This is a genomic window from Pseudomonas sp. PDM28 (assembly GCF_019219115.1).
Taxonomy (GTDB): domain Bacteria; phylum Pseudomonadota; class Gammaproteobacteria; order Pseudomonadales; family Pseudomonadaceae; genus Aquipseudomonas; species Aquipseudomonas laurylsulfatiphila.
Genome location: NZ_JAHUWG010000002.1, coordinates 153,126 through 174,344, shown reverse-complemented (window position 1 = coordinate 174,344; position 21,219 = coordinate 153,126). Strand labels below are relative to the sequence as shown.

The following is a 21,219-nucleotide window of genomic DNA, read 5'->3' as shown; positions in this document are numbered from 1 at the left end:
CCTTTTTTATTGTTATGGCCAAATTCAGAGACGGGGCATGGCGCGCTCGATCAAGGTGCTCAGCGGTGCATTGGAATCGAGGCTGCCAAAGGCGAATCCACACTCGTTGCCCAGGCGTGCCCGGCAGAAGATGTCGGCAATCTCGTTATTGCCTGACTTGAGCAGCAGCCCGGCCTGGATTGCCAGCGCGGTGCGCTCCACCACCAGACGGCTGCGGGCCTCGAGGTTGCCAATGTCCTGGAATGCGTTGTGCAGCCACTGCAGGTGGCTGTCATACAGCGGGTGCAGGCCTGCGGCGCTCTGCAGTTCGGCAAACAAGGCCTCACTGACTGCCGGGTCTTTGTGCAATGAGCGCAGCACATCCAGGCATTGCACGTTACCGCTGCCTTCCCAGATGGAATTCAAAGGTGCCTGGCGGTACAGGCGCGGCAGGATGTTTTCTTCGACAAAGCCAATCCCGCCCAGACATTCCTGGGCCTCGTTGACGAACGCCGGGGTGCGTTTGCAAATCCAGTACTTGCCGATGGCCGTGGCGATACGAGCGAAGGCCGCTTCCTGCGGATCGTTCGGCGAGGCATCCACGGCGCGGGCGATGCGCATCGTGAAGGCCACGGCGGCCTCACTCTCCAGCGCCAGGTCGGCCAGCACGTTACGCATCAGCGGTTGTTCGATCAGCACATGGCCGAAGGCATGTCGTTGGCTGACGTGGTTAAGCGCTTGCACCAGGGCCTGGCGCATCAGTGCCGAAGAGGCGATCACGCAGTCCAGACGGGTCAGCGCGACCATCTCCAGAATGGTCGCCACCCCGCGACCTTCAGCACCGACCAGATAGGCCGTGGCGCCCTGGAACTCCACTTCGGAGGACGCATTGCTCCAGTCGCCCAACTTGTCTTTGAGGCGCTGGATGCGCACGGCATTGAGCGAGCCATCGGGCAGGATTCTCGGCATCAGAAAACAGCTCACGCGCCCATCGAGCTGCGCAAGTACCAGGTGCGCATCGCACATGGGGGCAGAGAAGAAGAACTTGTGACCGACCAGTTTGAAGCTGCCATCGGCCTGAGGGTGGGCCTGGGTGGTATTGCTGCGTACATCCGAGCCACCCTGTTTTTCGGTCATGCCCATGCCCATGGTGCAGGCGCGTTTTTGCTCGACGGGTAGGGGACGTGGGTCGTAGTCCCGGGCGGTCAGTTTGGGGATCCAGATTTTTGCCAGCTCAGGGGTGTTCAACAGCGCCGGAATGGCGGCGTGGGTCATGGTCAACGGGCAGCAGGTGCCTGCATCTGCCTGGCCATTGAGATACAACAAGGCCGCGCGCACCACATGGGCTCCGGGTTGCCCCGAGTGGTTCCACGAAAAACTGTGTACCTCGCCGCGCATCGCGTTGAGCATCAGCTGGTGATAGGCGGGATGGAACTGCACCTCATCAATGCGCCGGCCATAGCGATCGAAGGCATGGAGCACGGGTTTGTTGCGATTGGCCAGCTCGCCCAGCTCCATTTGCTCGCCGCCACTCATGGCGCCATGGGCCGATAACTGTGCCTGTGCCCAGTCGCCGCCGTTCACTCGCACCGCTTCGCGCAGTGGGACATCACTGTCCCAGGCGTTGTAAGCTGGCAACGGCTGCGGCTGATTGAAAACTTCGTGGGTTGAAAACGGGGTGTCGAGCTTTGGCTGGATTGCGGCAGACATGAGCGGGTTTCTCCGTGATAGGTCCGGAGAAAATTACACTCAATGTATTTTTTATGTCAATCACTGTAATTTACGATCATTCATCAGGTGCGTGCCGAATCGTGCCTGGAAGGGAGGACTGTTTCTTGTTGGAACCCGCTTCAGACGAGCTCGAAAACCCGACGCCAACGCCGCGTCAGTTGATCCTCAAATTGCTCCTGGTTGTCGAAGGTGGTGAGCTGGATGTCACCAGCGCCGTGCGCGCCTGCGCTTTGTTCGGTCTGTCTGCGAACAACACACGCGTTGCCCTTGCCCGGTTGCAGAGCGCCGAACTGATCGAAACTGTCGTGCGCGGCGCCTACCGTCTTGGCCAGGCCGGCAGAGCGCTGGGCGAAGAGATAGGCGCCTGGCGTCAGGCCGAAACGCGTCTGCGCGAGTGGGATGGCAGCTGGGTGGTGGCGCTTACGGCGGCCCTGGGCCGCAGCGATCGCAAAGCATTGCGTGCCCGAGAGCGCGCATTCGGATTGGTGGGCTTGCGCGAACTGGATGACGGGTTGTTTATCCGCCCTGATAACCTGGTCGGCGGAGTGACGCACACACGCGAACGTCTGCTGTCACTGGGCGTGGAAAACTCGACGGCGGTGTTCCAGGCGCAGCAGTTCGATCCGCAGCGAGACGCCCGGGCCCGTTTGCTGTGGGACGCCAGTGAGTTGCAGAAAACCTACAGCGACGGCCAACGCACGCTGCAGGCGTCGATGGCGCGCTTGGCCGGCATGCCGATTGAGGACGCTGCCCGTGAGTCGTATGTGCTGGGGGACCAGGCCATGCGCCAGATCGTGTTCGATCCGATGCTTCCTGAGCCTTTGGTGGACTCCGCGCACCGTCGTTCCTTCCGCGAGCTGGTCAAGCGATATGACGATGTCGGCCACCAGATCTGGCGCGACTTTCTCGCCCAGGGTAGATGAAACCCGGACGATGGTTTCGTTTGCCGGCTGCAGCGATGGCAGGTCGACAAACACGCTTCGGACGGTGTCCCGATCAAGGCAGGCCGTTGCAACACCTGAGGAGAAAACGCTGTGCTCCACTTGATCGGTGATCAATACTCTTGAGCGATGGACTTGCGGAGGGTGCCAATGATGACGCGACTGATGGCGGGGCACCTGCATTCCCTGGATCCTGGGGGTGATGGTTGATTGGTATAGAGGCGACATGAAAAAAGTAAAGTTGGATCGTATCAACCGGGCAATCCTCGAAAACCTGCAAAGCAATGCTCGTATCAGCAATCTGGAGTTGGCCGAGAAGATTAATCTCTCCCCCAGCGCCTGCCTGCAAAGGACCAAGGCACTGGAGGATGCCGGCTACATTCGCGCCTACATGGCCTCGATCGACATCGATGCGATCTGTATCAATGTCATGGCCTATGTCATGTTCAGCCTGCGCGATCATGCGGGGCATCTGCGTGTTCAGTTCGAGCGCTTCATTGCCAAGCGTCGCGAACTGGTCGACTGCCTGAAGGTCGATGGCGAGTTCGACTACATTGCCCTGGCCACCTGTTCCACCGTGACCGATTTCAACACGCTCTGTGAGCAGCTGCTGGATGAAAACCCCAACATCCTGAAAATCAGCAGCAACATCATTCTCGACAAAACCAAGTGGTTTGCCGGCTACCCACTAGAGAATCTGATTTGGCGGGAGTGACGGCGAGCGACCTGCACAATCTGCGGTAAATGCCCGCGCATCCCGCAGCAAGTGCAATGCACACGGGCTATCTCAATCTTTTGCATCGCCGTCTTTGCGGACAATACTGGTTTTATCCTGAGGGAGAGAACAGCCATGTCTGCATCTGCGTACGTCACCCTGGAAACGGCACTGGGGGCCTTTACACTCGAGCTGTTTGGTCAGCAGGCACCGCTGACCACCGCAAATTTCCTGGCCTACGTGGACAGTGGTCGCTATGACGGCAGCAGCATTTTCCGCATCGTCAATCCGTCCAATCAGCAACCGGAAGATCCTGTTCGCATCAGTGTCGTGCACGGGGGGACGCGCCCCCTGGCAGCCAATAACTTGCCCATGATCGAACTCGAAAGCACTCTGCAGACCGGTTTGAGCCATCGACATGGCACTGTGTCATTGGGTCGTGACGAGGCCAACACTGCCGAAGGTGATTTTTTTATCTGCATCGGCGATCAGCCGCACTTCGATCATGGTGGCGCTCGCCATCCGGATGGCCTGGGCTTTGCGGCGTTCGGGCAAGTCTGCGCGGGCATGGAGGTGGTTGAGGCAATCTGGAGCAGTGCCGGGGCGCAGGAATACTTGCCGCCCGAGGCCGAGATCGCCATCGTGCGAGCCTATCGTCAGCGGCGAGGTGTGTGATGGGGCGCTCTGAGAATGTAAGGGCGGTAATGGCCACGCGTCGATACGATGCGTTTTTGCTTCCCCGCAGCGATGCTTACCTCAACGAAGACCTGGCCCCGGCTGACGAAGCCTTGTACTGGCTGACGGGTTTCAGTGGCAGCGCAGGGCTGGCGGTACTGACACAAGAACGCGCCGCGCTGCTGGTCGATGGTCGCTATACCGAGCAGGCCTGCCAGGAATGCCCTCAGTTCGAGACCTTGATGCTGGACGACAGCAGCCTGTTCAGTTGGCTGCGCGGACAGTTGCAAGCCGGCGCAACCATCGTCTGCGATTCCAGGCTGCATAGCGTCGATGAGTGCGCGCGCTGGCAGGTCATGGCGACGCAATCGGGATTCAACTGGCACGAGTCCCTGGACAATCCGGTGCTTGAATGCTGGCGCAATCGCCCGGCGGCGCCGAACAGCCCGGTGCTTGCCTGGGGGCTGCAACATGCCGGTATGGCTGCACAAGACAAGCTCGAACACCTCACTGCCAGCTTGCGCGCTTCGCAATGCGATGCCTTGTGGCTGCCCGCGCCGGATATGTTGGCGTGGCTGTTGAACGTGCGCGGTCAGGATATCGATATCGCACCATTGCCGTTCAGCAACGCCCTGTTGTACGTCGATGGCCGACTTGACTGGTTCATCGACGCCGACCGCCTGCAACTGCCTCAGGGCTGGCTGCCCACTGCGGTGTCCGTGCGTTCACCCCAATGCCTGGATCAAGCCATCGCCGAACTGCATGGCCAACGGATCTGGGTTGATCGCCGTCTGTGCACCGCGGCTGTCTATCGTCAATTCGAGTCCGCCGATTGTGTCTTTTTTGAGGCACCTAATCCTCTGCTGTTACAACGGGCCTGCAAGCAACCCGCCGAGTTGCGTGGCAGTCGTGAAGCACATCGTATCGATGGCCTGGCCCTGTGCCGGTTCCTGTATGAGTTCCACTGCCAATGCGAGCGGTTTCTCGGACAAAGCGAATTGTCGATCGTCGAATCTCTTGAGGGCTGGCGTTCTCGGCATCCCGATTATCAAGGCGCGAGTTTCGAGACCATCGCCGCCACCGGTGCCAATGGCGCTCAGCCCCATTACTTGCCCAAGCCTGGGCGGGTGGCAAAACTCAAGCACGGTGAGTTGCTGCTGATCGATTCCGGTGGCCAATATCCCCAGGGCACGACCGACGTGACCCGGGTGCTGGCCTGCAGCCCCCCGACCGCGCGCCAGCGTTACCTTTACACCACCGTATTGCGTGCCCATATCGCACTGGCTGGTTGCATGTTCCCCAGTGGAACCAGTGGTCAGCAACTGGACAGCGTTGCGCGGCAGGTGATGTGGCGCGAAGGCTTGGACTACGCCCATGGCACCGGACACGGGGTTGGTAGCTATCTTCATGTGCACGAGGGGCCCCACAGAATTGCCCCCCACGCCAGCGCGGTGCCACTGCAAGCAGGGATGGTGTCATCGATCGAGCCGGGTGTTTACCTGCCCAATGAACTTGGCATTCGTATCGAGAACCTCTATGAGGTGGTTGAGGTCGAGGCGCATCCGGGGTTCCTGGGGTTTCAAGTCCTCACCCTGGTGCCGTTTGCCATTGAACTGATCGAACATGGACTACTGAGTCAGGCCGAAGCGCAGTGGCTCGATGAGTATCATCGGACTGTTCGGGGGGCATTGGCGCCCTCACTGGAACCGGACGTCGCAGCATGGTTGATGCGGCAAACACTACCGAACAACATGCAGTTTCGTGCTGAATAACCGTTGAATGTTTTTCCTGGCCCCTGCAAAAGCGCAGTTAGATTTCAGCGGGGCTGGCAACATGTTTCCAGCGTTCGCGAGCGCCTCAAAACAATTCTAATAGTCGGTTTGCCTCCTGCTTCATAGTGGGAGAGCAGGCGTTGCCAGTATAGAGGCGAGCATGAACAGTACAGAAAACGTGATTCCCGACGGGTACGATCGCAGACCCGTGCCCCAGTCCGAAACGGTTTCCGGAACCGGCCTGGCATTGATTACCTTTGGGATAGGGATGACTTTGCCTGTGTTCTGGCTGGGTGCCGACGTGACCCGGAAAACAGGATTCTCGACGGCCTCGCTGATTTTCATCGGAGTCTGTGCCGTGCTCGGTTTACTCTGCGCATTGACCGCGATGGTGGGTGTGCGGACTCGACTAAGTACCTACATGATTCTGCAGTTTTCCTTTGGCCGGCATGGCGCCAAGTTGATCAACCTGACCATGGCGGTGACCTTACTGGGGTTCTATGCCGCCACGGCGGATATCTTCGGCAGCACAGTGGCCAGCGCGTTGCAAAGCTCCTGGGGCATTGTCACGCCTGCATGGTTGCACAGTGTGTGGGGCAGCATCCTGATGACATTGATGGCCATCTACGGGCTGCGAGGCCTGGATCGGCTGTCGATTTACTCGGTGCCGCTTATGGCGCTGTTCATGCTGTTTGCATTGTACCTGGGCTTGCAGCGCGCAGCGCCCGGCCAACTGGGCGGGTTCCCGGGCTCGGGTGACAGCCTGGCACTGGCCATCGCCAGTACCATTGGCATGGTGATTTTGACACCGGTATTGATGCCTGATTTCACCCGGTACGCACGCACTGAAAAAGATGCCTTGATTGCCATTCTTGGAATGGCCGCTGGTTTTCCGTTTGTGCTTATCGTCGGTGGCTTGTTGTCGATCATCACCGACCAAAGCGAAATCATGCTGATCATGGCAAGCCTGGGTGTACTGCTGCCGGCCTTGGCCGTACTGGTGTTCTCCACCTGGATCACCAACACCGCGAATTTGTATTCCGCGACGCTCACGCTGGCGACTGTCAGCCGGACCGTGAGCTGGAAGCTGACAGTGGGCGGGAGCGTGCTGGCAACTGGCCTGGCTGTAGGTGGGTTCATGACGCATTTCCTGGATTTCGTCATGGCCTTGAGCATCGTGATCCCGCCATTGGCGAGTATCTATGTCACGGACTTCTTTGTGGTACGCCAACAACGCTATGACATCGATGCACTGAAACAGTCCTGCGCATTTGGCTGGCCGGCACTGATCAGTTGGGCGCTGGCCAGCGCAGTCGCCTGGATGACGTCCTTTGAAGGCTGGACGCTGACATCGCAACCCACATTGGACTCACTACTGGTCGCCCTCGTCGCGTACCTGGTGCTCCACCGATTGCACCCTGTTTCGACGATAGTGCCGTCGCACTCGTAAACCGATAACTCCCCATCTAGCGCGTTGACCCGGGTTTTACCCGGAGGGCGAAGCCATGCCTGTTTTTAGTAAAGCGAACACGACAAACGTGTGTTCGACAGGCTGGCTCGTCTTTTTTCTGCCAACCGCAACGCCCATAAAAAGCTTTAGAAGTTCAGGAGCAGTTTTAATGAATATCATCCGACTCATCGTGATGGCCGCACTCGGGTTCAGTTGCGCAGCCCATGCGCAGGTGTCAAGCACATTGGCCTTGACCTCCGAGTATCAGGTTCGTGGTATCGGTTACTCCGGCAACGATCCGGCATTGAGCATGAGCCTGGACTGGGCCGGCGAGAGCGGCTTGTTTGTCGGCGCCTGGGCGACCAATACCGACAGCTACGAAAGTGGCAACGCCTATGACGACGGCGCGAACATCGAGATCGACTTTTACGGTGGCTATAACGGCCAACTGGAAAACGGATTGCGTTATGGCGTGATCGGTTACTACTACACGTTCCCTTCAACCAACTACAACATCAACTATCCGGAAATTGGATTCAGTCTCGGCTACGGCAACTTCAATACGTATTTCTACTATTCCAACGACATGATCAGTACGTCCCAGTCGTCCCAGTACGTGGCGGCCGATTACACCTTCAATCTGCCGTTGCAAGTCGATCTGACGTTCCTGGTCGGGCACTCCTTTGGTGAGTACTTTCGCCAGCCGGATCTGACAGGCGCCCATGAATACTCGAACTGGGAAGTCGCACTCAAGCGCAGTTTCGGCCCGGTCAATACAAAGCTGAGCTGGGTCGACACCGACTTGTCGGGTCGCTACTACAACAGTGGCGAGTATTTGCGTAATGACGGACGCCTGATCTTCACCGTTTCCCACACTTTTTGAATTATCAGCCGGCGGCCCTGCGGCTGGCCGGCTTTTACGTGACTGCCGGAGGACTTATGACAATCCGTGTGGCTACCGATATCGGTGGCACTTTTACTGACCTGGTTTACCTGGAAAACGGTGTGATCAATGCGGTCAAGGCCGACACTACACCGCCGAACTTTGAACAGGGACTGCTCAATGCGGTCGCCAAAAGCGGCGTCAGTTACGCCGACATCGAGTTTTTCGCCCATGGCTCGACCGTGGTGATCAACACGCTGACCGAACGCAAGGGCGTCAAAACCGCCTTGCTGACCACCCGCGGATTTCGCGATGTGCTGGAGATCGCCCGGGGCAATACGCCGGATATTTTCAATACCTACTACCGCAAGCCGCCGCCTTTCGTTGCGCGTCATCTGCGTCTGGAAATCTGTGAGCGCCTGAATTATCGCGGTGAAGTCGTCACCCCACTGAACCTTGAGAACCTGCCAGCCATACTCGACACCTTGCGCGGGGAGGGCGTCGAAGCGATCGCCATCTGCCTGCTGCATGCTTATTGCAATCCTGTGCATGAACAGCAATTGATGGCTGCCGTGCAGGCGTTGTGGCCACAAGTGGCGGTCATCGCTTCGCATCAGGTCAGCCGTGCGCTGCGTGAATATGAGCGCACCAATACCACCGTGTTGTCGGCTTACGTGATGCCGGCTACCCGAGACTATCTGGATAATCTGTCGAAGCACCTGACAGATAAAGGGCTGCAATCGGCGCCCTTTATCATGAAGTCCAACGGCGGTATTTCCCCGGTCAATGCGGCCAAGCAGGATCCGATCAGCCTGGTGGAGTCCGGGCCGGTTGGCGGCATCCTCGGGGCGCAGGCCTATGGTCAGTTGATCGGGGAAAACCAGTTGCTGGCGCTGGATATCGGCGGCACAACGGCCAAGTGTTCTTTGATCCATGACGGCAAGGTGGACATCAGCAACGACTACGTGATCGAAAAAACGGCGATCAGTGCCGGTTATCCGATCATGACAGCTGTCGTGGACATCGTTGAAATCGGCAATGGCGGTGGCAGCCTGGCCTGGGTCGATGCGGCGGGCAGCCTGCGTGTGGGGCCGCAAAGTGCAGGCTCCACGCCAGGCCCGGTCGCATATGGACGCGGTGGGCTGGCACCCACAACCACCGATGCCAACCTCTACACTGGCCGGATCAATCCTGATGACTTCGCCGGCGGCGAAATCACACCCGATGTTGCGGGAGTGGAGAGGGCTTTTGCACAGTTGGGAGAACAGATTGGCGTGTCGTCCAAGCTATTGGCTCATGGTGTGTTGCAGATCGCCAACGCCAACATGGTCAACGCGCTCAAACTGATTTCGGTCAATCGTGGCCATGATCCTCGCGACTTCGCGCTCATGGCCTTCGGTGGCGGTGGCGCACTTCACGCCACTGCACTGGCCGCTGAGCTGGGGATTCCGAAAGTCATCATTCCGCCATTCGCCGGGGTATTTTCTGCCTGGGGCATGCTGATGCTCGACTCTCGTCGCGACTACATTCAGACACACCTGCAAATGCTCGATGACGAAGGACTACCTGGCCTGACCAGGGCTTTTGCCAGTCTTCAGGCCACTGCCGAAACACAATTTGCCGACGACGGTATGTCGCGCGAAAAGCTCCGTTTCGAATGGCACATCGACGCGCGCTATATCGGCCAGGAACACACGGTAAAAGTCGCCCTCGATGAACTGCAACTGTCGTCGATACTCGAGCGCTTTCACACGCAGCACGAGCAGGCCTACACCTTCCGGCTGGAGTTACCGATCGAGGTCGTAAACCTCCATCTGGTGGCATTTGGCGAAGTACCCAAATCGCCCATGGCGCCCATCGGTGTGAGTACTTCGACGACCGCCGAAGTTGCGTTGAGTGGGCGCCGCTGGGTCGAGTTCGAGCCTGAACAACCTATCAATACGCCCCTGTACCAACGCTCGGCACTGCTCAGCGGTATGCGGATCGATGGCCCGGCGATTATCGAAGAGGCGACTACCACGACCGTCATTCGTCCGGCCGATCGGCTTGAAGTTGACCCGTACGGTGGCCTTCATATCCATATCAACGTCCAAGAGGTTTCGGCATGAGCAACGCCAACCCATTTACCCGCGAAATCATTAAGAACGCCCTGGTTGCTATTGGCGAAGAGATGTTCATTGCCCTCAAACGCACCAGCATGAGCCCGATCATTTATGAAGCACTGGATTACGGCATTGGCCTGACTGATGCGACAGGACAGTTGATCTCCCAAGGCAACGGCATTCCTGGGTTTATTGGCACACTCGATGGCGCCGTGCGCAGTGTGATGGAGAAATTCCCGCTGACCGATATTTTGCCGGGCGACATGTTCATCACCAATGACCCTTACGGCGGAGGTGGCACGCATCTTTCGGATGTGTCGATGATCATGCCGGTTTTCCATAAGGAGCGCCTGATCGCCTGGACGGCCAACAAGGCGCACTGGACGGAGGTGGGTGGCAAGGATCCTGGCAGTTTCAGCTCCGATGCCTCGGAGATTTACCAGGAAGGCTTGCAGTTTCCTACCGTACGCATCTATGACCGTGGACGGATCAATCAAGCCGTGGTGGACATCATTGCTGCCAACGTGCGCCTGCCAGACATGACGCTGGGTGACCTGCATGCCTGCGCAGCTGCGTTGCGCGTTGGGGAGCGGCGGCTGTTGTCGATCGTGGCCAAGTATGGCGAGGAAACCACCCTGGATGCCATCGAGCGGTTGCTCGAGCACGGCGAGGCGATGACGCTGGCGGCGTTTGCAAGCCTGCCCAAGGGTGTTTTTTATGCCGAGGACGTTATCGACGAGGATGGCCTGGGCAACGGGCCATTCACGGTGAAGGTCAAAGTCGAGATCGCTGAGGGTCGCTTCGTGGCCGATTTCACTGGGTCAAGCCTGCAAGCGCAAGGGCCGATCAACAATACCTTGTGCGGTCTGCAATCAGCGGTACGCGAAGTGTTCATGGGCGTTGTGCGACCTGGTATTGCGGCCAATGCCGGGTGTTTCCGTCCAATCGAAGTGATCTGCCCACCGGGCACCATCTGCACGGCTCAGCGTCCGGCACCGGTGTCTGCTTACTTCGAGTCAATGGTAGCGGCGGCCGATGTGATACGTCGCGCATTGGCTCAAGTGCTGCCGGATCGCTTGATCGCAGGGCAGCTCGGTTCCGTGTGCTCAATGGTATTGAATGGGCGCAACTCCATTACCAACGATGAGTACCTTATGGTTCAGCCATTGGTTGGCGGCTGGGGCGCCGGGCATGACAAGGACGGAGAGAGCGGTCAGTTCTGTGTGGGCAATGGTGAAACCAGCAATATTCCCGTCGAGTTGACCGAGCGTTGTTATGAAGTATTAGTCGAGCGCTATGGTTTTCATCACGAAGAGGGTGGTGCGGGGCGTTACTGCGGTGGAAGAGGGGTGATGCTCGATTACAGGATCCTGTCGCCCAAAGCCTGGGTGTCGACATTCTTCGGGCGCGGGATCACCCCGCCGTGGGGCATTGATGGAGGTCACGAAGGCTCGTGCAATTATGCCGAAGTCATTCGCGAACGGGGGCCAACCGAGCGCTTCAGTCGAGCCAATCGCGTGGCGCTTGAAAAAGGCGATTTGCTGCGTCTGGTCACTGCCAACGGCGGTGGTTGGGGGCCGGCAAAAGCCCGCAGCCTGGACGCTATCCAGGATGATATAAAAAACCAATACATTTCAGTCGAACAGGCCCGGCGCGACTATCCCGAGCAGATGTCCCTGGCATAGCTGAGCTGAAGCATGCGAGTAACAGAACCGACACCGGAATCGGTGTGAGAAGTGCCTGCCAGGGACGGCAGGGCTTCGCTACTGTCGATCCGGGGGTATGTCACCCGACCTGTCCCGGTACGGCTTCAAGGATCCGAGCGGTTCGTGCGTGGGGGGTGGCGATGCCATGGTCTGGAGTCATATGAGCTTGACGACCACCTTGCCTTTGGCTCTGCCCCGTTCGACATGGCTCAATGCCTCAGCCGTTGACTCGAAAGGGAAAGCTCGGTCGATCACAGGCGTGATAACTCCGGACTCGACAAGCGCAGTGATTTTCTCCAATTGAGCACCGCTCGCACGCATGAACACGAACGCATATCTGACGTCCTTTTTGCGGGCTTTTCTGCGTATGCCGCTGCTTAACAGACGCATTACCCAACCCAATCCCCAGAACAGCTTTTGTTCTTTTGCGAACTCTGCCGTTGGTGGCCCAGAGATGGAGATAAGCTGGCCACCAGGCTTGAGAATGCTGAGTGATTTTTCAAGCTCTACAGGGCCGAGGCTGTTCAACACGACATCGTAGTCGCGCAAGACGTTTTCGAAATTTTGCTGTTTGTAGTCGATGACGACGTCGGCTCCTAACGCCTTGACCCAATCCACGTTATTTGTGCTGGTCGTCGTGGCAACGAATGCCCCCAGATGCTTTGCAAGCTGGATGGCAATTGTGCCGACACCACCGGAACCGGCTTGGATAAAGACTTTTTGCCCCTTTTTCAACCGGGCTGTTTCAACCAGCACCTGCCAGGCGGTCAACGCAACCAAGGGAAGAGAAGCCGCTTGCTCCATAGTGAGATTTTTGGGTTTGAGCGCGAGGGCACTTTGCTCCACCGCAATCAGCTCGGCGAAGGTGCCAATGCGCGATTCAGGTGGGCGTGCATAGACTTCGTCACCCGGCTTGAAGTGGTGTACGCCCGACCCCACGCGAACCACAACGCCAGCCAGGTCATTACCCATAATCAACGGGAATGAATACGGCAGGATCAGCTTGAATTCACCTTTGGCAATCTTCGAATCCAGGACATTGACGCTGCTGGCATGCACTTTAACCAGGACGTCGTTGATTCCAGGTTCAGGTTCCGCTACCTCGCCAATACGTCCATGACGCTTGCCGTAACGGTCGATCAAGAAAGCTTTCATGATTCAGTTCTCATGGTTTCAATGGGATGGCAGCATGCGCAACCCAGCGTGCTGTTTTAAGGTGAGCCGAAGGTGCTCAGCCATTCAAGAATGCCGTCGCTCTCGTCACGAAATCAGCGTGATATTGGAAGATCCCGCCATGACCCGCATCCTGGTAAATGATCAGTTGTGAATTTGGAATACGGTTTGCCAGCTCGGCAGAGTTCACAGTGGGAACCATGATGTCGTTATCACCGTTTACGATCAGCGTGGGTATCTGGATATGACCGAGATCCTGTGGCGGTTGCCGGCCCCAGGCGTGAATCGCCTTCAGTTGCCGCATGAAGGCGCCAGGCGCTGGTTTTTTGTCGCGGTCTTTATCACGCTCCTTCAGGCGAACTAAAAAATCCCTGGCAGCTTTTCGCCCATTGGCCGTAGCGGTGAAGAAGAGGTAAAACTTTGGGTCGCGCAATGTCAGGAGCCCCTTGAGCATCAACGGCCACGATACTGACCACACCTTGTCGATACCTTGGCCGCCCGCCGGCCCGGTACCGGTCAGAATGAGTTTGCGCACCAGCTCTGGGGCTCTCAACGCAATGTCCTGTGCGACGAACCCACCCAATGAAAAACCCAGCAGGTCGACTTTGTCCAATCCCAGAGCGCGGATCAGGGCGATGGTATCGTTCGCCATCTCGCTGACGGTCAAAGGGGCGTTTCCACCAGAGGCGCCGATTCCCCGATAGTCAGTGGCAATGATTCGCCGGGTGCGGGCAAGTCCATCGACGATGCGTGGGTCGAAGTTATCCAGGACTGCGCCCCAATGATTCAACAGAACGAGCGGTAACCCGTCTCTCGGCCCCAAGTCCCGGTAGGCAAATACTGTTCCTTCGACAGTTACACGCTGGTTCGCGGCGCAGACGAACTGCGCTGGCAATCCAAGGTCACGATTTGTGGCTTCAACGATCATGTGCACACCGTGCCCTGATGAGGGGTGGATGAGTGAGTGCAAGAAAATCTGCAGCAAGCGCCTTTACATCCAGGAATGCGTATCAGCGCTTGCAGCGTGACAATCACGCCTGCGCTTGATAACGCTCGGCGACTACAGACTGGCGAATCTCTGAAAGCAAACCTTGGCGGGCAGCCTGCAGAGCATCCCAACGGGCAGCGTCTTGTAACGGCGGAATGGTCACCGGCTCGCGACGATCAAAACCGACCAGTGCAGCATCGACCAGCTCGTCCACGCCCATCACTTCGCTCAGGGTATTGATATCGATGCCCGCACGCTCCCAGATTTCCGTGCGGGTGGCCGCTGGGAGAACAGCTTGCACATAGACGCCTTTTGGCGAGAGCTCAAGGCTCAGACCCTGCGACAGAAACAGGACAAACGCCTTGGTCGCGCCGTATACGCTCATCCCGAACTCCGGTGCCAGTCCCACGACCGAGCCAATGTTGATAATCGCGCCATTACCGGCTTGTGCCAGGCGTGGAGCGATTGCGCTGGCGAGTCGCACCAGTGCGGTGGTGTTGAGCGCGACCAGGTTTGCAACGCTGTCTGTGGATTGCTCTACGAAGCTGCCGGATTGGGCGGCTCCCGCATTATTCACAAGGATGCCGATATTGGCGTCACCACGCAGGCGGGCTTCGACAGTCGTCAAATCACTGGCTTGAGTCAGGTCAGCCTGGATAACGTCAATGGAAACGTCATATTTATTACGCAACCGGGAGGAAAGTGCGTCCAACCGGTTTTTGTCTCGGGCAACCAACACCAGGTTGTGCCCGCGTTGGGCGAAGCGCTCGGCGTAAGTGGCGCCAATGCCAGTCGAGGCGCCGGTGATGAGTACGGTTTCAGGGAGGCTCATAATTGGATGCTCTTGAATGGTTGTCGATAAGCAATTCAGTTTTTACGACTGTTCAGCCCTGCGCGGAGCTGGACTCGGCAAGCGTCGGATAGTCGATGTAGCCCGCTGCACCGCCGCCATACAGCGTCGTTGGATCAAATGCGGATAAAGGCGCATCAGCCATGAGTCGCTCTGCCAGATCAGGGTTGCCAACAAACGGACGCCCGAAAGCAATGAGGTCGGCTTTGTCTTCTTTCAGTGCCGAGGTAGCCAGATTCAGGTCGTAGCCATTGTTGGCGATGTAGGTGTTTTTGAAGCGTCGGCGCAGGGAGCCAAAATCGAAAGGGGCGACGTCGCGCGGCCCACCCGTGGCACCTTCAACCACATGCAGGTAAACCAGGCCAAAGGCATCGAGCTGATCGACCACGTAGTCAAATTGCTGCTGCGGATCACTGCTTGAAACGCCGTTGGCAGGTGACACTGGGGAAATACGAACGCCCGTTCGATCCGCACCGATCTCGTCCACCACTGCAGCACTGACTTCGAGCAGCAAGCGAGCACGGTTTTCAACCGAGCCACCATAGGCATCAGTGCGAATGTTGGAGCCGTCCTTGAGGAACTGATCCAGCAAATAGCCGTTTGCGCCGTGGATCTCTACGCCATCAAACCCCGCAGCGATGGCGTTTTTCGCCGCTTGGCGAAAATCATTGACGATCCCGGGAATCTCGCTGATATCAAGTGCTCGCGGTTCTGAAACGTCCACGAAGCTATTATTGACGAACACCTTGGTCGCGGGACGGAGGGCGGAAGGTGCTACCGGAACGGCACTGTTCTCCTGAAGGTCAACGTGCGATACGCGTCCGACATGCCACAACTGCAGGAAAATTCGTCCGCCTTTTGCGTGGACGGCATCGGTGACCTTGCGCCAGCCATCGATCTGCGCCTGCGTGTAAATACCGGGCGTATCCTGGTAGCCCTGTCCCTGCTGCGAGATCTGCGAGGCTTCGGAGATCAACAGGCCTGTCGAGGCTCTCTGGCTGTAATAGGTTGCAGCGAATTCGCTTGGGACGAGGCCTGCTCCCGCACGGTTACGCGTCAGCGGAGCCATCACGATTCTGTTGGAAAGTGTCAGCGAACCGAGCGTGTACGGCTCAAACAACGTCTTATCGTTCATTTCGTTTCCATACTCGTTGATTAGTGGAGGCGACATGCGCCGTGCCAGGGAATATTCGCGTCGGCACATTTATGATGTCGATCACACTCAAAACTGTCAACGCTTTTGATTATGATCGACATCAGAGTATGATGAGGGCATTGCTTTGAGATACAGAGGCGCAGGAAATGAAGATCACCAAGGCGCAATCACTCGCCAATAGAGCTCACATCGTTGAAACGGCTTCAGAGCTGTTTCGCGAGCGTGGCTACGATGGCGTGGGGGTGGCGGAACTCATGGCAGCAGCCGGGTTTACGCAAGGCGGTTTCTATAAGCACTTCGGCTCCAAGGCTGATTTGATGGCTGAAGCGGCAGCGAACAGTCTTTCGCATTCGCTGACCAGTTCCGAAGGTCTCGACGTTGCTGAGTTCATCGATTTGTATGTGTCGAGGGATCACCGAGACGGCAGGGGCAGCGGTTGCACCATGGCGGCCCTTTGTGGAGACGCTGCGCGTCAATCAGATGAGTTGAAAGCCACCTTTGCCAGCGGGGTAGAAAGCACGCTGGCAGCGCTCGAAGAAAAGTACAAAGCGAGGCAAGACGCACCGCAGGATGGGGTGAGGGCAAAAATGATCGACATGCTGGCGCATGCAATCGGTGCGGTTATGTTGTCGCGCGCCTGCCCGGATGATTCTTCTCTGGCTGATGAAATACTCGAGGTTTGCCACGCTGAAATAATTGCGTCATTGCCGTTGTCGCCAGTCAGCCAGGGCGCTGATCGCGGATTCGATGGCTGATTCAAGGGTATTGGTTTGTCACCCGGCCGTGACTCATGAGTTCGCCAAACTGTCCCACCCTCAACAGCCATCGATAATGCCCCGAAAGATTCGGCATCTGGCTCGGGTGGGCATTCATCGCAAGCGGCAAAAACAACTCCAACATGGCCATACAACATGCACCCGTTACGACAAAGCCTGCACAACGAACTACACGCGCGCCCGTCACTGTATTTCGATGAGCCGGCCCATGTGTTTCATCTGGCCTTCCTCGGCAGCGATCAGGCGTGCAATGCATTCCTTGAACAATGCTGCCTTGGCACCCTCGACCTGAATGCCGCCCAAGGCATTACCCAACTCGATGGCCATGCACTGAAATGGGAGCGCCATGCCGAGTTTTTCACCCTGACACTGGTGGTCACTTCATCCTCTGACGACTTGTCCTGGACAACGCTGCCCGAGGTGCTGGCGTCAAAGGTCGAAGTGCATTTGCCGGCCCTGATCAACTCGGTGCAGATTGTCGTGCGCGGTGAAACCGGCCTGGATCTGGCCCGGTACGGCTTCAAGGATCCGAGCGGTTCGTGCGTGGGGGGTGGCGATGCCATGGTCTGGAGTGATTTTCGCCTGAGCGAGGAGGGCAACAACCACATGTTGTTCGTCAACCGGCGCCTGAATGCCTACCGCCAGGGCCGGATGATACGTCGCCTGCTGGAAATCGAGACCTACAGGATGATGGCCTCGTTATCCTTGACCATGGCCAAGGACTTGAGCGCGCAGCTCGATGTTTTCGACAAGACCCTGGTCACCCTGTCCGAACGCAACGCCGACCCGCACGGCAGTAATGCGAAAGCCCTGCTTGCGGACATTTCCAACCTTTCTGCGCAAGTGGTGAGCAGCGCTGCGAAAACCCGGCACCGCTTCAGTGCCACGCAAGCCTATGCGCAATTGGTGTTCGAACGCTTGGGTGAGCTGCGCGAAAGTCACGTAGGTGATTGCCAACGCCTGGGCGTATTTATCGAGCGCCGCTTCAAGCCTACCGTCAGATACTGCACCGCCACCGAACAGCGCCTGGAGCACCTGGCCGAAAGCGTGGCCAATCTGGGCGATCTGTTACAAGCACGGGTTCAGGTCGAAATGGAGGAACAGAACTCGGAAATCCTGAAAAGCCTGAATGCCCGCGCCGATGCCCAGATCAAGATCCAGCGCGCAGTGGAGGGGCTGTCGATCATTGCCATTACCTACTACCTGCTCAGTTTGCTCAAGCTGGGTTACTCAGGGGTGCACCTGCTTGGCGTTGAGGTGTCCCCGCGAGAGGCCATGCTGGTCATGGCACCGCTCGCGATCGGTATTCTTGCGTTGATTGTGCTGCGTATCAGGAAAGTCAAAGAGCATTGAGGTGGTGGCCTGCGATGTCGTTTCAGTGCCTTTTCCACTTGCACATGGCGGCCGCCGGCAAAGGGGTGAAACTAATTGCAGGTGTAGCAGGCTTGCCAGGCACCCACCGTGGGTACATCCAGTTGGCGATAAACCAGTCCTCTGCCTCCGTCCTGACTTTGAACTCATGAGCACTAGCATTGTGGAGTCAGCAGGACATGCACTGTTGTAAAGCGCTGCGCTTAACAAAGTGCACCAGTCGGAAGCGACGCGGTGGGCTTTCGCCTCCTTTAGCCCAGCTCATCGATTGGCTGACCTTGGCAATTCGCTTTCTCGGGATGCCTGCTCACGCCACAGAAACCCGCCTGGATCGCAGCTACCGTTATAACCACCTATAGCTCGGGAGACTGGACTTGCGCATAGGATGAAGTGTCTGTGCTGCCGGCTGGCACAAAGGCTGCAAGAACTACATCAGGTTTACCTACTGCATATTCCTCTGGACTCCTCCTCGGTCAACGATGATCGATGTACTGAACAGGCCATGAATAAGGTTGGTACCTCAGACAGGAATCTCAGGCTTTAACACTGCAAAAGAACAGGCAAAGGCGCCTGGAACCGAAGGGTTTCAGGCGTTTTTTTTGCGTTTTTTATCCGTAATTATCTTCGGAGCCGTTCATGAAAACAGCCGCACAATTGCTGAAACTGAAGGTCACGCAAAACCAGCAGGTACATAGCATCGCGCCAGATCAGATGGTGTACGAAGCGCTGAAGATGATGGCTGAAAAGAATGTAGGTGCTCTACCCGTGATAGAGGATGGGCAGGTGGTAGGTGTTATCAGCGAACGCGACTATGCGCGCAAGGTCGTTCTACAGGGGCGATCTTCGGTCGGTACTCCAGTCCGGGTCATCATGAGCGCGCCCGTCGTTACGGCAGACAGTCAACAGAGCATCGAGCGTTGCATGATGGTTATGACCGACAGTCATCTGCGTCATTTACCGGTGGTGGAAGGTGATCAACTGATTGGCCTCCTGTCGATTGGCGATCTGGTGAAAGAGGCCATCGTCGAGCAGGCCGACCTGATCCGGCAACTGGAACACTATATCCGTGGACACTGAAACGACCAAGGCAAGGTGGATGCAGGGCGCATAGGCACATGCAGTATTCCAATGTGCTGCCCGTCGGGCGGGTATTAATCAGGGAGCATTTGATATGGCCAAGTTAAGCACGGCACGACGTATTGCTATTGGATTTGCAATTGCGCCGTTGGTATTGATCGGTCTGACGTTCTACGCGCTGCACGATCTGGCAACGCTCAAGGAACAGGCAATGGTGATCGTCAAACAGGACTGGCCGAAAATTGACCCGATCCTGGTCATTGCCACAGGTGTACGGGACAACGCCAGGAACACCAGGGATTTGCTGATCGACAAGGAGAATCAGCAAGCGCAAAAGGCCATCGACTCCACTAAAAAACGCATCAGCCAGGCACTTGAAACCCTAGAGCCGTTGCTCGATTCAGCGGATGGCAAGGCCGCCTATGCTGCCCTGAAACAGAACCGGGAAGCCTACGTCTCTGCGTTTACCCAAGTGCAGGTGTTGATCAGGCAAGGCGCATTTGATGCCGCGATGGCGCAGCTGAAGCAGCACGTCGTCCCCGCAGAACAGCAGGTTTACAAAAGCCTTGATTCCTTGATGGTGCTGCAAGGGCAGATCTTTGCCGATCGCGAAAAGTCGGCACAGGCACTGTACAACGATGCGCGACTGAACATGTTGGGTTTGCTTGTGTTCTGTCTGCTCTCAGTAATCGTCGTTGCAGTCATCGTGACGCGTAGTGTCACTCGACCTTTGGGTGGAGAGCCCATAGTTGCTGCGCAGGTCTTGCGTCAAATCGCCCAAGGCGATCTGACGATTCAAGTGCCCTTGAATGCGAGTGCTGACGATAGCGTAATGATGAACATGCACCAGATGCAGCAAAGCTTGAATGCGATGGTGAAGCACATCGCGGCGGCGGTCGAACGGGTGTCCAGTTCGTCCGAAGAGCTGAGCGCGGTCAGTAGCCAGACCAGCAGCAGCTTGCAGCTGCAGGGTCTGGAGATCGCGCAGGCTGCGGCAGCGGTCAATCAGATGACGGCGGCCATCGACGAGGTCGCACGCAATGCAGTCAGCACCAGCGAGGCGTCGCGGGTGTCTGAACAAACCGCGCAACGCGGCCGTGAGCAAGTTCAAGAAACAGTTTCCTCGATAGGCGCGCTGGCGGACGGCATGACCGATACCTCAGAGCGTATCGGGCAATTGGCCAAGGGCGTGCAAGAGATCAGCTCGGTGCTTGACGTGATTCGCAGCATCGCAGAGCAAACCAATTTGTTGGCCCTCAACGCGGCGATTGAAGCAGCTCGCGCCGGAGATGCTGGTCGTGGATTCGCGGTGGTCGCCGATGAGGTGCGAGCACTGGCCCATCGCACTCAGCTGTCGACTCAGGAAATCGAACAGATGATCGGCAATATTCGGCTCGATACCGTGCAGGCTGTTAACGCCATGCATAGCAGCCGTCACCTGGTGCACTCGACCCTCGAAGTCGCGCAACGCTCCGGCGAGGCACTGGAAGAAATTGCCTGTTCGATCTCGCAGATCAATGAGCGCAACCTGCTGATCGCCAGTGCCACAGAGGAACAGGCCCTGGTGGCGCGTGAGGTAGATCGAAATCTGGTAGGGATTCGTAACGTATCCGACCAGGTCTCAGTGGGGGGCCAGCAAACCCAGTTAGCAAGTTTGGAGTTGGCGCAGATGGCAGGAGCACTGAACGAGACGGTAGCGCGCTTTAGAGTGTGAGCTTGCACGTTTTGTCCGCGACCCGCGAAGAACTGTATTGCTCTGGCGCGGGAAGGCATTGCCCGGCAGCCCGGTCACCCTTGCCATGGCGGCGCGCAATGCGAACTTGCCGTTTTACAACATACCCGTCCGTCACCCACTTGAAAGCCCGATCTGCATA

General features: G+C 57.4%; 17 protein-coding genes and 1 pseudogene. 13 read left to right on the top strand and 5 right to left on the bottom strand.

What is annotated here, in order from left to right; all coding sequences use genetic code 11:
- Positions 1-24: 24 nt before the first annotated feature.
- Positions 25-1,689 (bottom strand): isovaleryl-CoA dehydrogenase, encoded by a 1,665-nt coding sequence (locus KW841_RS04110; RefSeq protein WP_218473799.1) that lies wholly within the window; start codon positions 1,687-1,689, stop codon positions 25-27.
- A 128-nt stretch (positions 1,690-1,817) separates the two neighbouring features.
- Here KW841_RS04110 and KW841_RS04105 point away from each other — a divergent pair, with 128 nt between their 5' ends.
- The 8 genes from KW841_RS04105 to KW841_RS04070 all read left to right on the top strand — a co-directional run bounded on the left by KW841_RS04105 (position 1,818) and on the right by KW841_RS04070 (position 11,933).
- Complete coding sequence (locus tag KW841_RS04105) at positions 1,818-2,633, top strand: PaaX family transcriptional regulator C-terminal domain-containing protein (RefSeq protein ID WP_256357699.1); 816 nt, start codon at positions 1,818-1,820, stop codon at positions 2,631-2,633.
- Between the two features lie 244 nt (positions 2,634-2,877).
- Positions 2,878-3,366, top strand: coding sequence for an Lrp/AsnC family transcriptional regulator (locus tag KW841_RS04100; protein WP_102675000.1), 489 nt, complete (start codon positions 2,878-2,880; stop codon positions 3,364-3,366).
- Positions 3,367-3,501: 135 nt separating this feature from the next.
- Entirely contained in the window at positions 3,502-4,041 is a 540-nt protein-coding gene (locus KW841_RS04095) for a peptidylprolyl isomerase (protein ID WP_218473794.1), read from the top strand.
- Positions 4,041-5,813, top strand: coding sequence for an aminopeptidase P family protein (locus KW841_RS04090; protein ID WP_256357698.1), 1,773 nt, complete (start codon positions 4,041-4,043; stop codon positions 5,811-5,813). The genes KW841_RS04095 and KW841_RS04090 overlap by 1 nt, the downstream gene beginning before the upstream one ends.
- 160 nt (positions 5,814-5,973) lie before the next feature.
- Positions 5,974-7,263, top strand: coding sequence for a cytosine permease (locus tag KW841_RS04085; protein WP_218473790.1), 1,290 nt, complete (start codon positions 5,974-5,976; stop codon positions 7,261-7,263).
- Between the two features lie 169 nt (positions 7,264-7,432).
- Positions 7,433-8,146: a TorF family putative porin gene (locus KW841_RS04080; RefSeq protein ID WP_218473788.1), complete on the top strand. Its 714-nt coding sequence runs from the start codon at positions 7,433-7,435 to the stop codon at positions 8,144-8,146.
- Between the two features lie 56 nt (positions 8,147-8,202).
- A complete protein-coding gene (locus tag KW841_RS04075) occupies positions 8,203-10,254 on the top strand; it encodes a hydantoinase/oxoprolinase family protein (RefSeq protein WP_218473786.1) in 2,052 nt (683 codons plus the stop codon).
- Entirely contained in the window at positions 10,251-11,933 is a 1,683-nt protein-coding gene (locus KW841_RS04070) for a hydantoinase B/oxoprolinase family protein (RefSeq protein ID WP_218473784.1), read from the top strand. The genes KW841_RS04075 and KW841_RS04070 overlap by 4 nt, the downstream gene beginning before the upstream one ends.
- A 177-nt stretch (positions 11,934-12,110) precedes the next feature.
- On the opposite strand, the gene KW841_RS04065 is transcribed toward KW841_RS04070, so the two are convergent.
- The 4 genes from KW841_RS04065 to KW841_RS04050 form a co-directional block, all read right to left on the bottom strand.
- Positions 12,111-13,109 carry an NADP-dependent oxidoreductase gene (locus KW841_RS04065; RefSeq protein ID WP_218473782.1) on the bottom strand — a complete coding sequence of 333 codons (999 nt, stop codon included), beginning with the start codon at positions 13,107-13,109 and terminating at the stop codon, positions 12,111-12,113.
- A gap of 76 nt (positions 13,110-13,185) precedes the next feature.
- Positions 13,186-14,055 carry an alpha/beta fold hydrolase gene (locus tag KW841_RS04060; protein WP_218473780.1) on the bottom strand — a complete coding sequence of 290 codons (870 nt, stop codon included), beginning with the start codon at positions 14,053-14,055 and terminating at the stop codon, positions 13,186-13,188.
- Between the two features lie 103 nt (positions 14,056-14,158).
- On the bottom strand, positions 14,159-14,947 hold the full coding sequence (locus tag KW841_RS04055; protein ID WP_218473778.1) for an SDR family oxidoreductase: 789 nt from the start codon (positions 14,945-14,947) through the stop codon (positions 14,159-14,161).
- A 52-nt stretch (positions 14,948-14,999) separates the two neighbouring features.
- On the bottom strand, positions 15,000-16,100 hold the full coding sequence (locus tag KW841_RS04050; protein ID WP_218473776.1) for an alkene reductase: 1,101 nt from the start codon (positions 16,098-16,100) through the stop codon (positions 15,000-15,002).
- 167 nt (positions 16,101-16,267) lie between these two features.
- Here KW841_RS04050 and KW841_RS04045 point away from each other — a divergent pair, with 167 nt between their 5' ends.
- The 5 genes and pseudogenes from KW841_RS04045 (at position 16,268) to KW841_RS04030 (ending at position 21,059) form a co-directional block, all read left to right on the top strand.
- Positions 16,268-16,876 (top strand): TetR/AcrR family transcriptional regulator, encoded by a 609-nt coding sequence (locus KW841_RS04045; RefSeq protein WP_218473774.1) that lies wholly within the window; start codon positions 16,268-16,270, stop codon positions 16,874-16,876.
- Positions 16,877-17,032: 156 nt separating this feature from the next.
- Positions 17,033-18,250 carry a DUF3422 domain-containing protein gene (locus KW841_RS04040; protein ID WP_218473772.1) on the top strand — a complete coding sequence of 406 codons (1,218 nt, stop codon included), beginning with the start codon at positions 17,033-17,035 and terminating at the stop codon, positions 18,248-18,250.
- Positions 18,251-18,904: 654 nt separating this feature from the next.
- Complete coding sequence (locus tag KW841_RS04035) at positions 18,905-19,345, top strand: CBS domain-containing protein (RefSeq protein WP_007971558.1); 441 nt, start codon at positions 18,905-18,907, stop codon at positions 19,343-19,345.
- A 94-nt stretch (positions 19,346-19,439) separates the two neighbouring features.
- Positions 19,440-19,967, top strand: a pseudogene (locus tag KW841_RS29985) (MCP four helix bundle domain-containing protein); the annotation flags it as partial.
- Between the two features lie 30 nt (positions 19,968-19,997).
- Positions 19,998-21,059 (top strand): methyl-accepting chemotaxis protein, encoded by a 1,062-nt coding sequence (locus KW841_RS04030; protein WP_371319495.1) that lies wholly within the window; start codon positions 19,998-20,000, stop codon positions 21,057-21,059.
- The last annotated feature ends 160 nt before the right edge of the window (positions 21,060-21,219 follow it).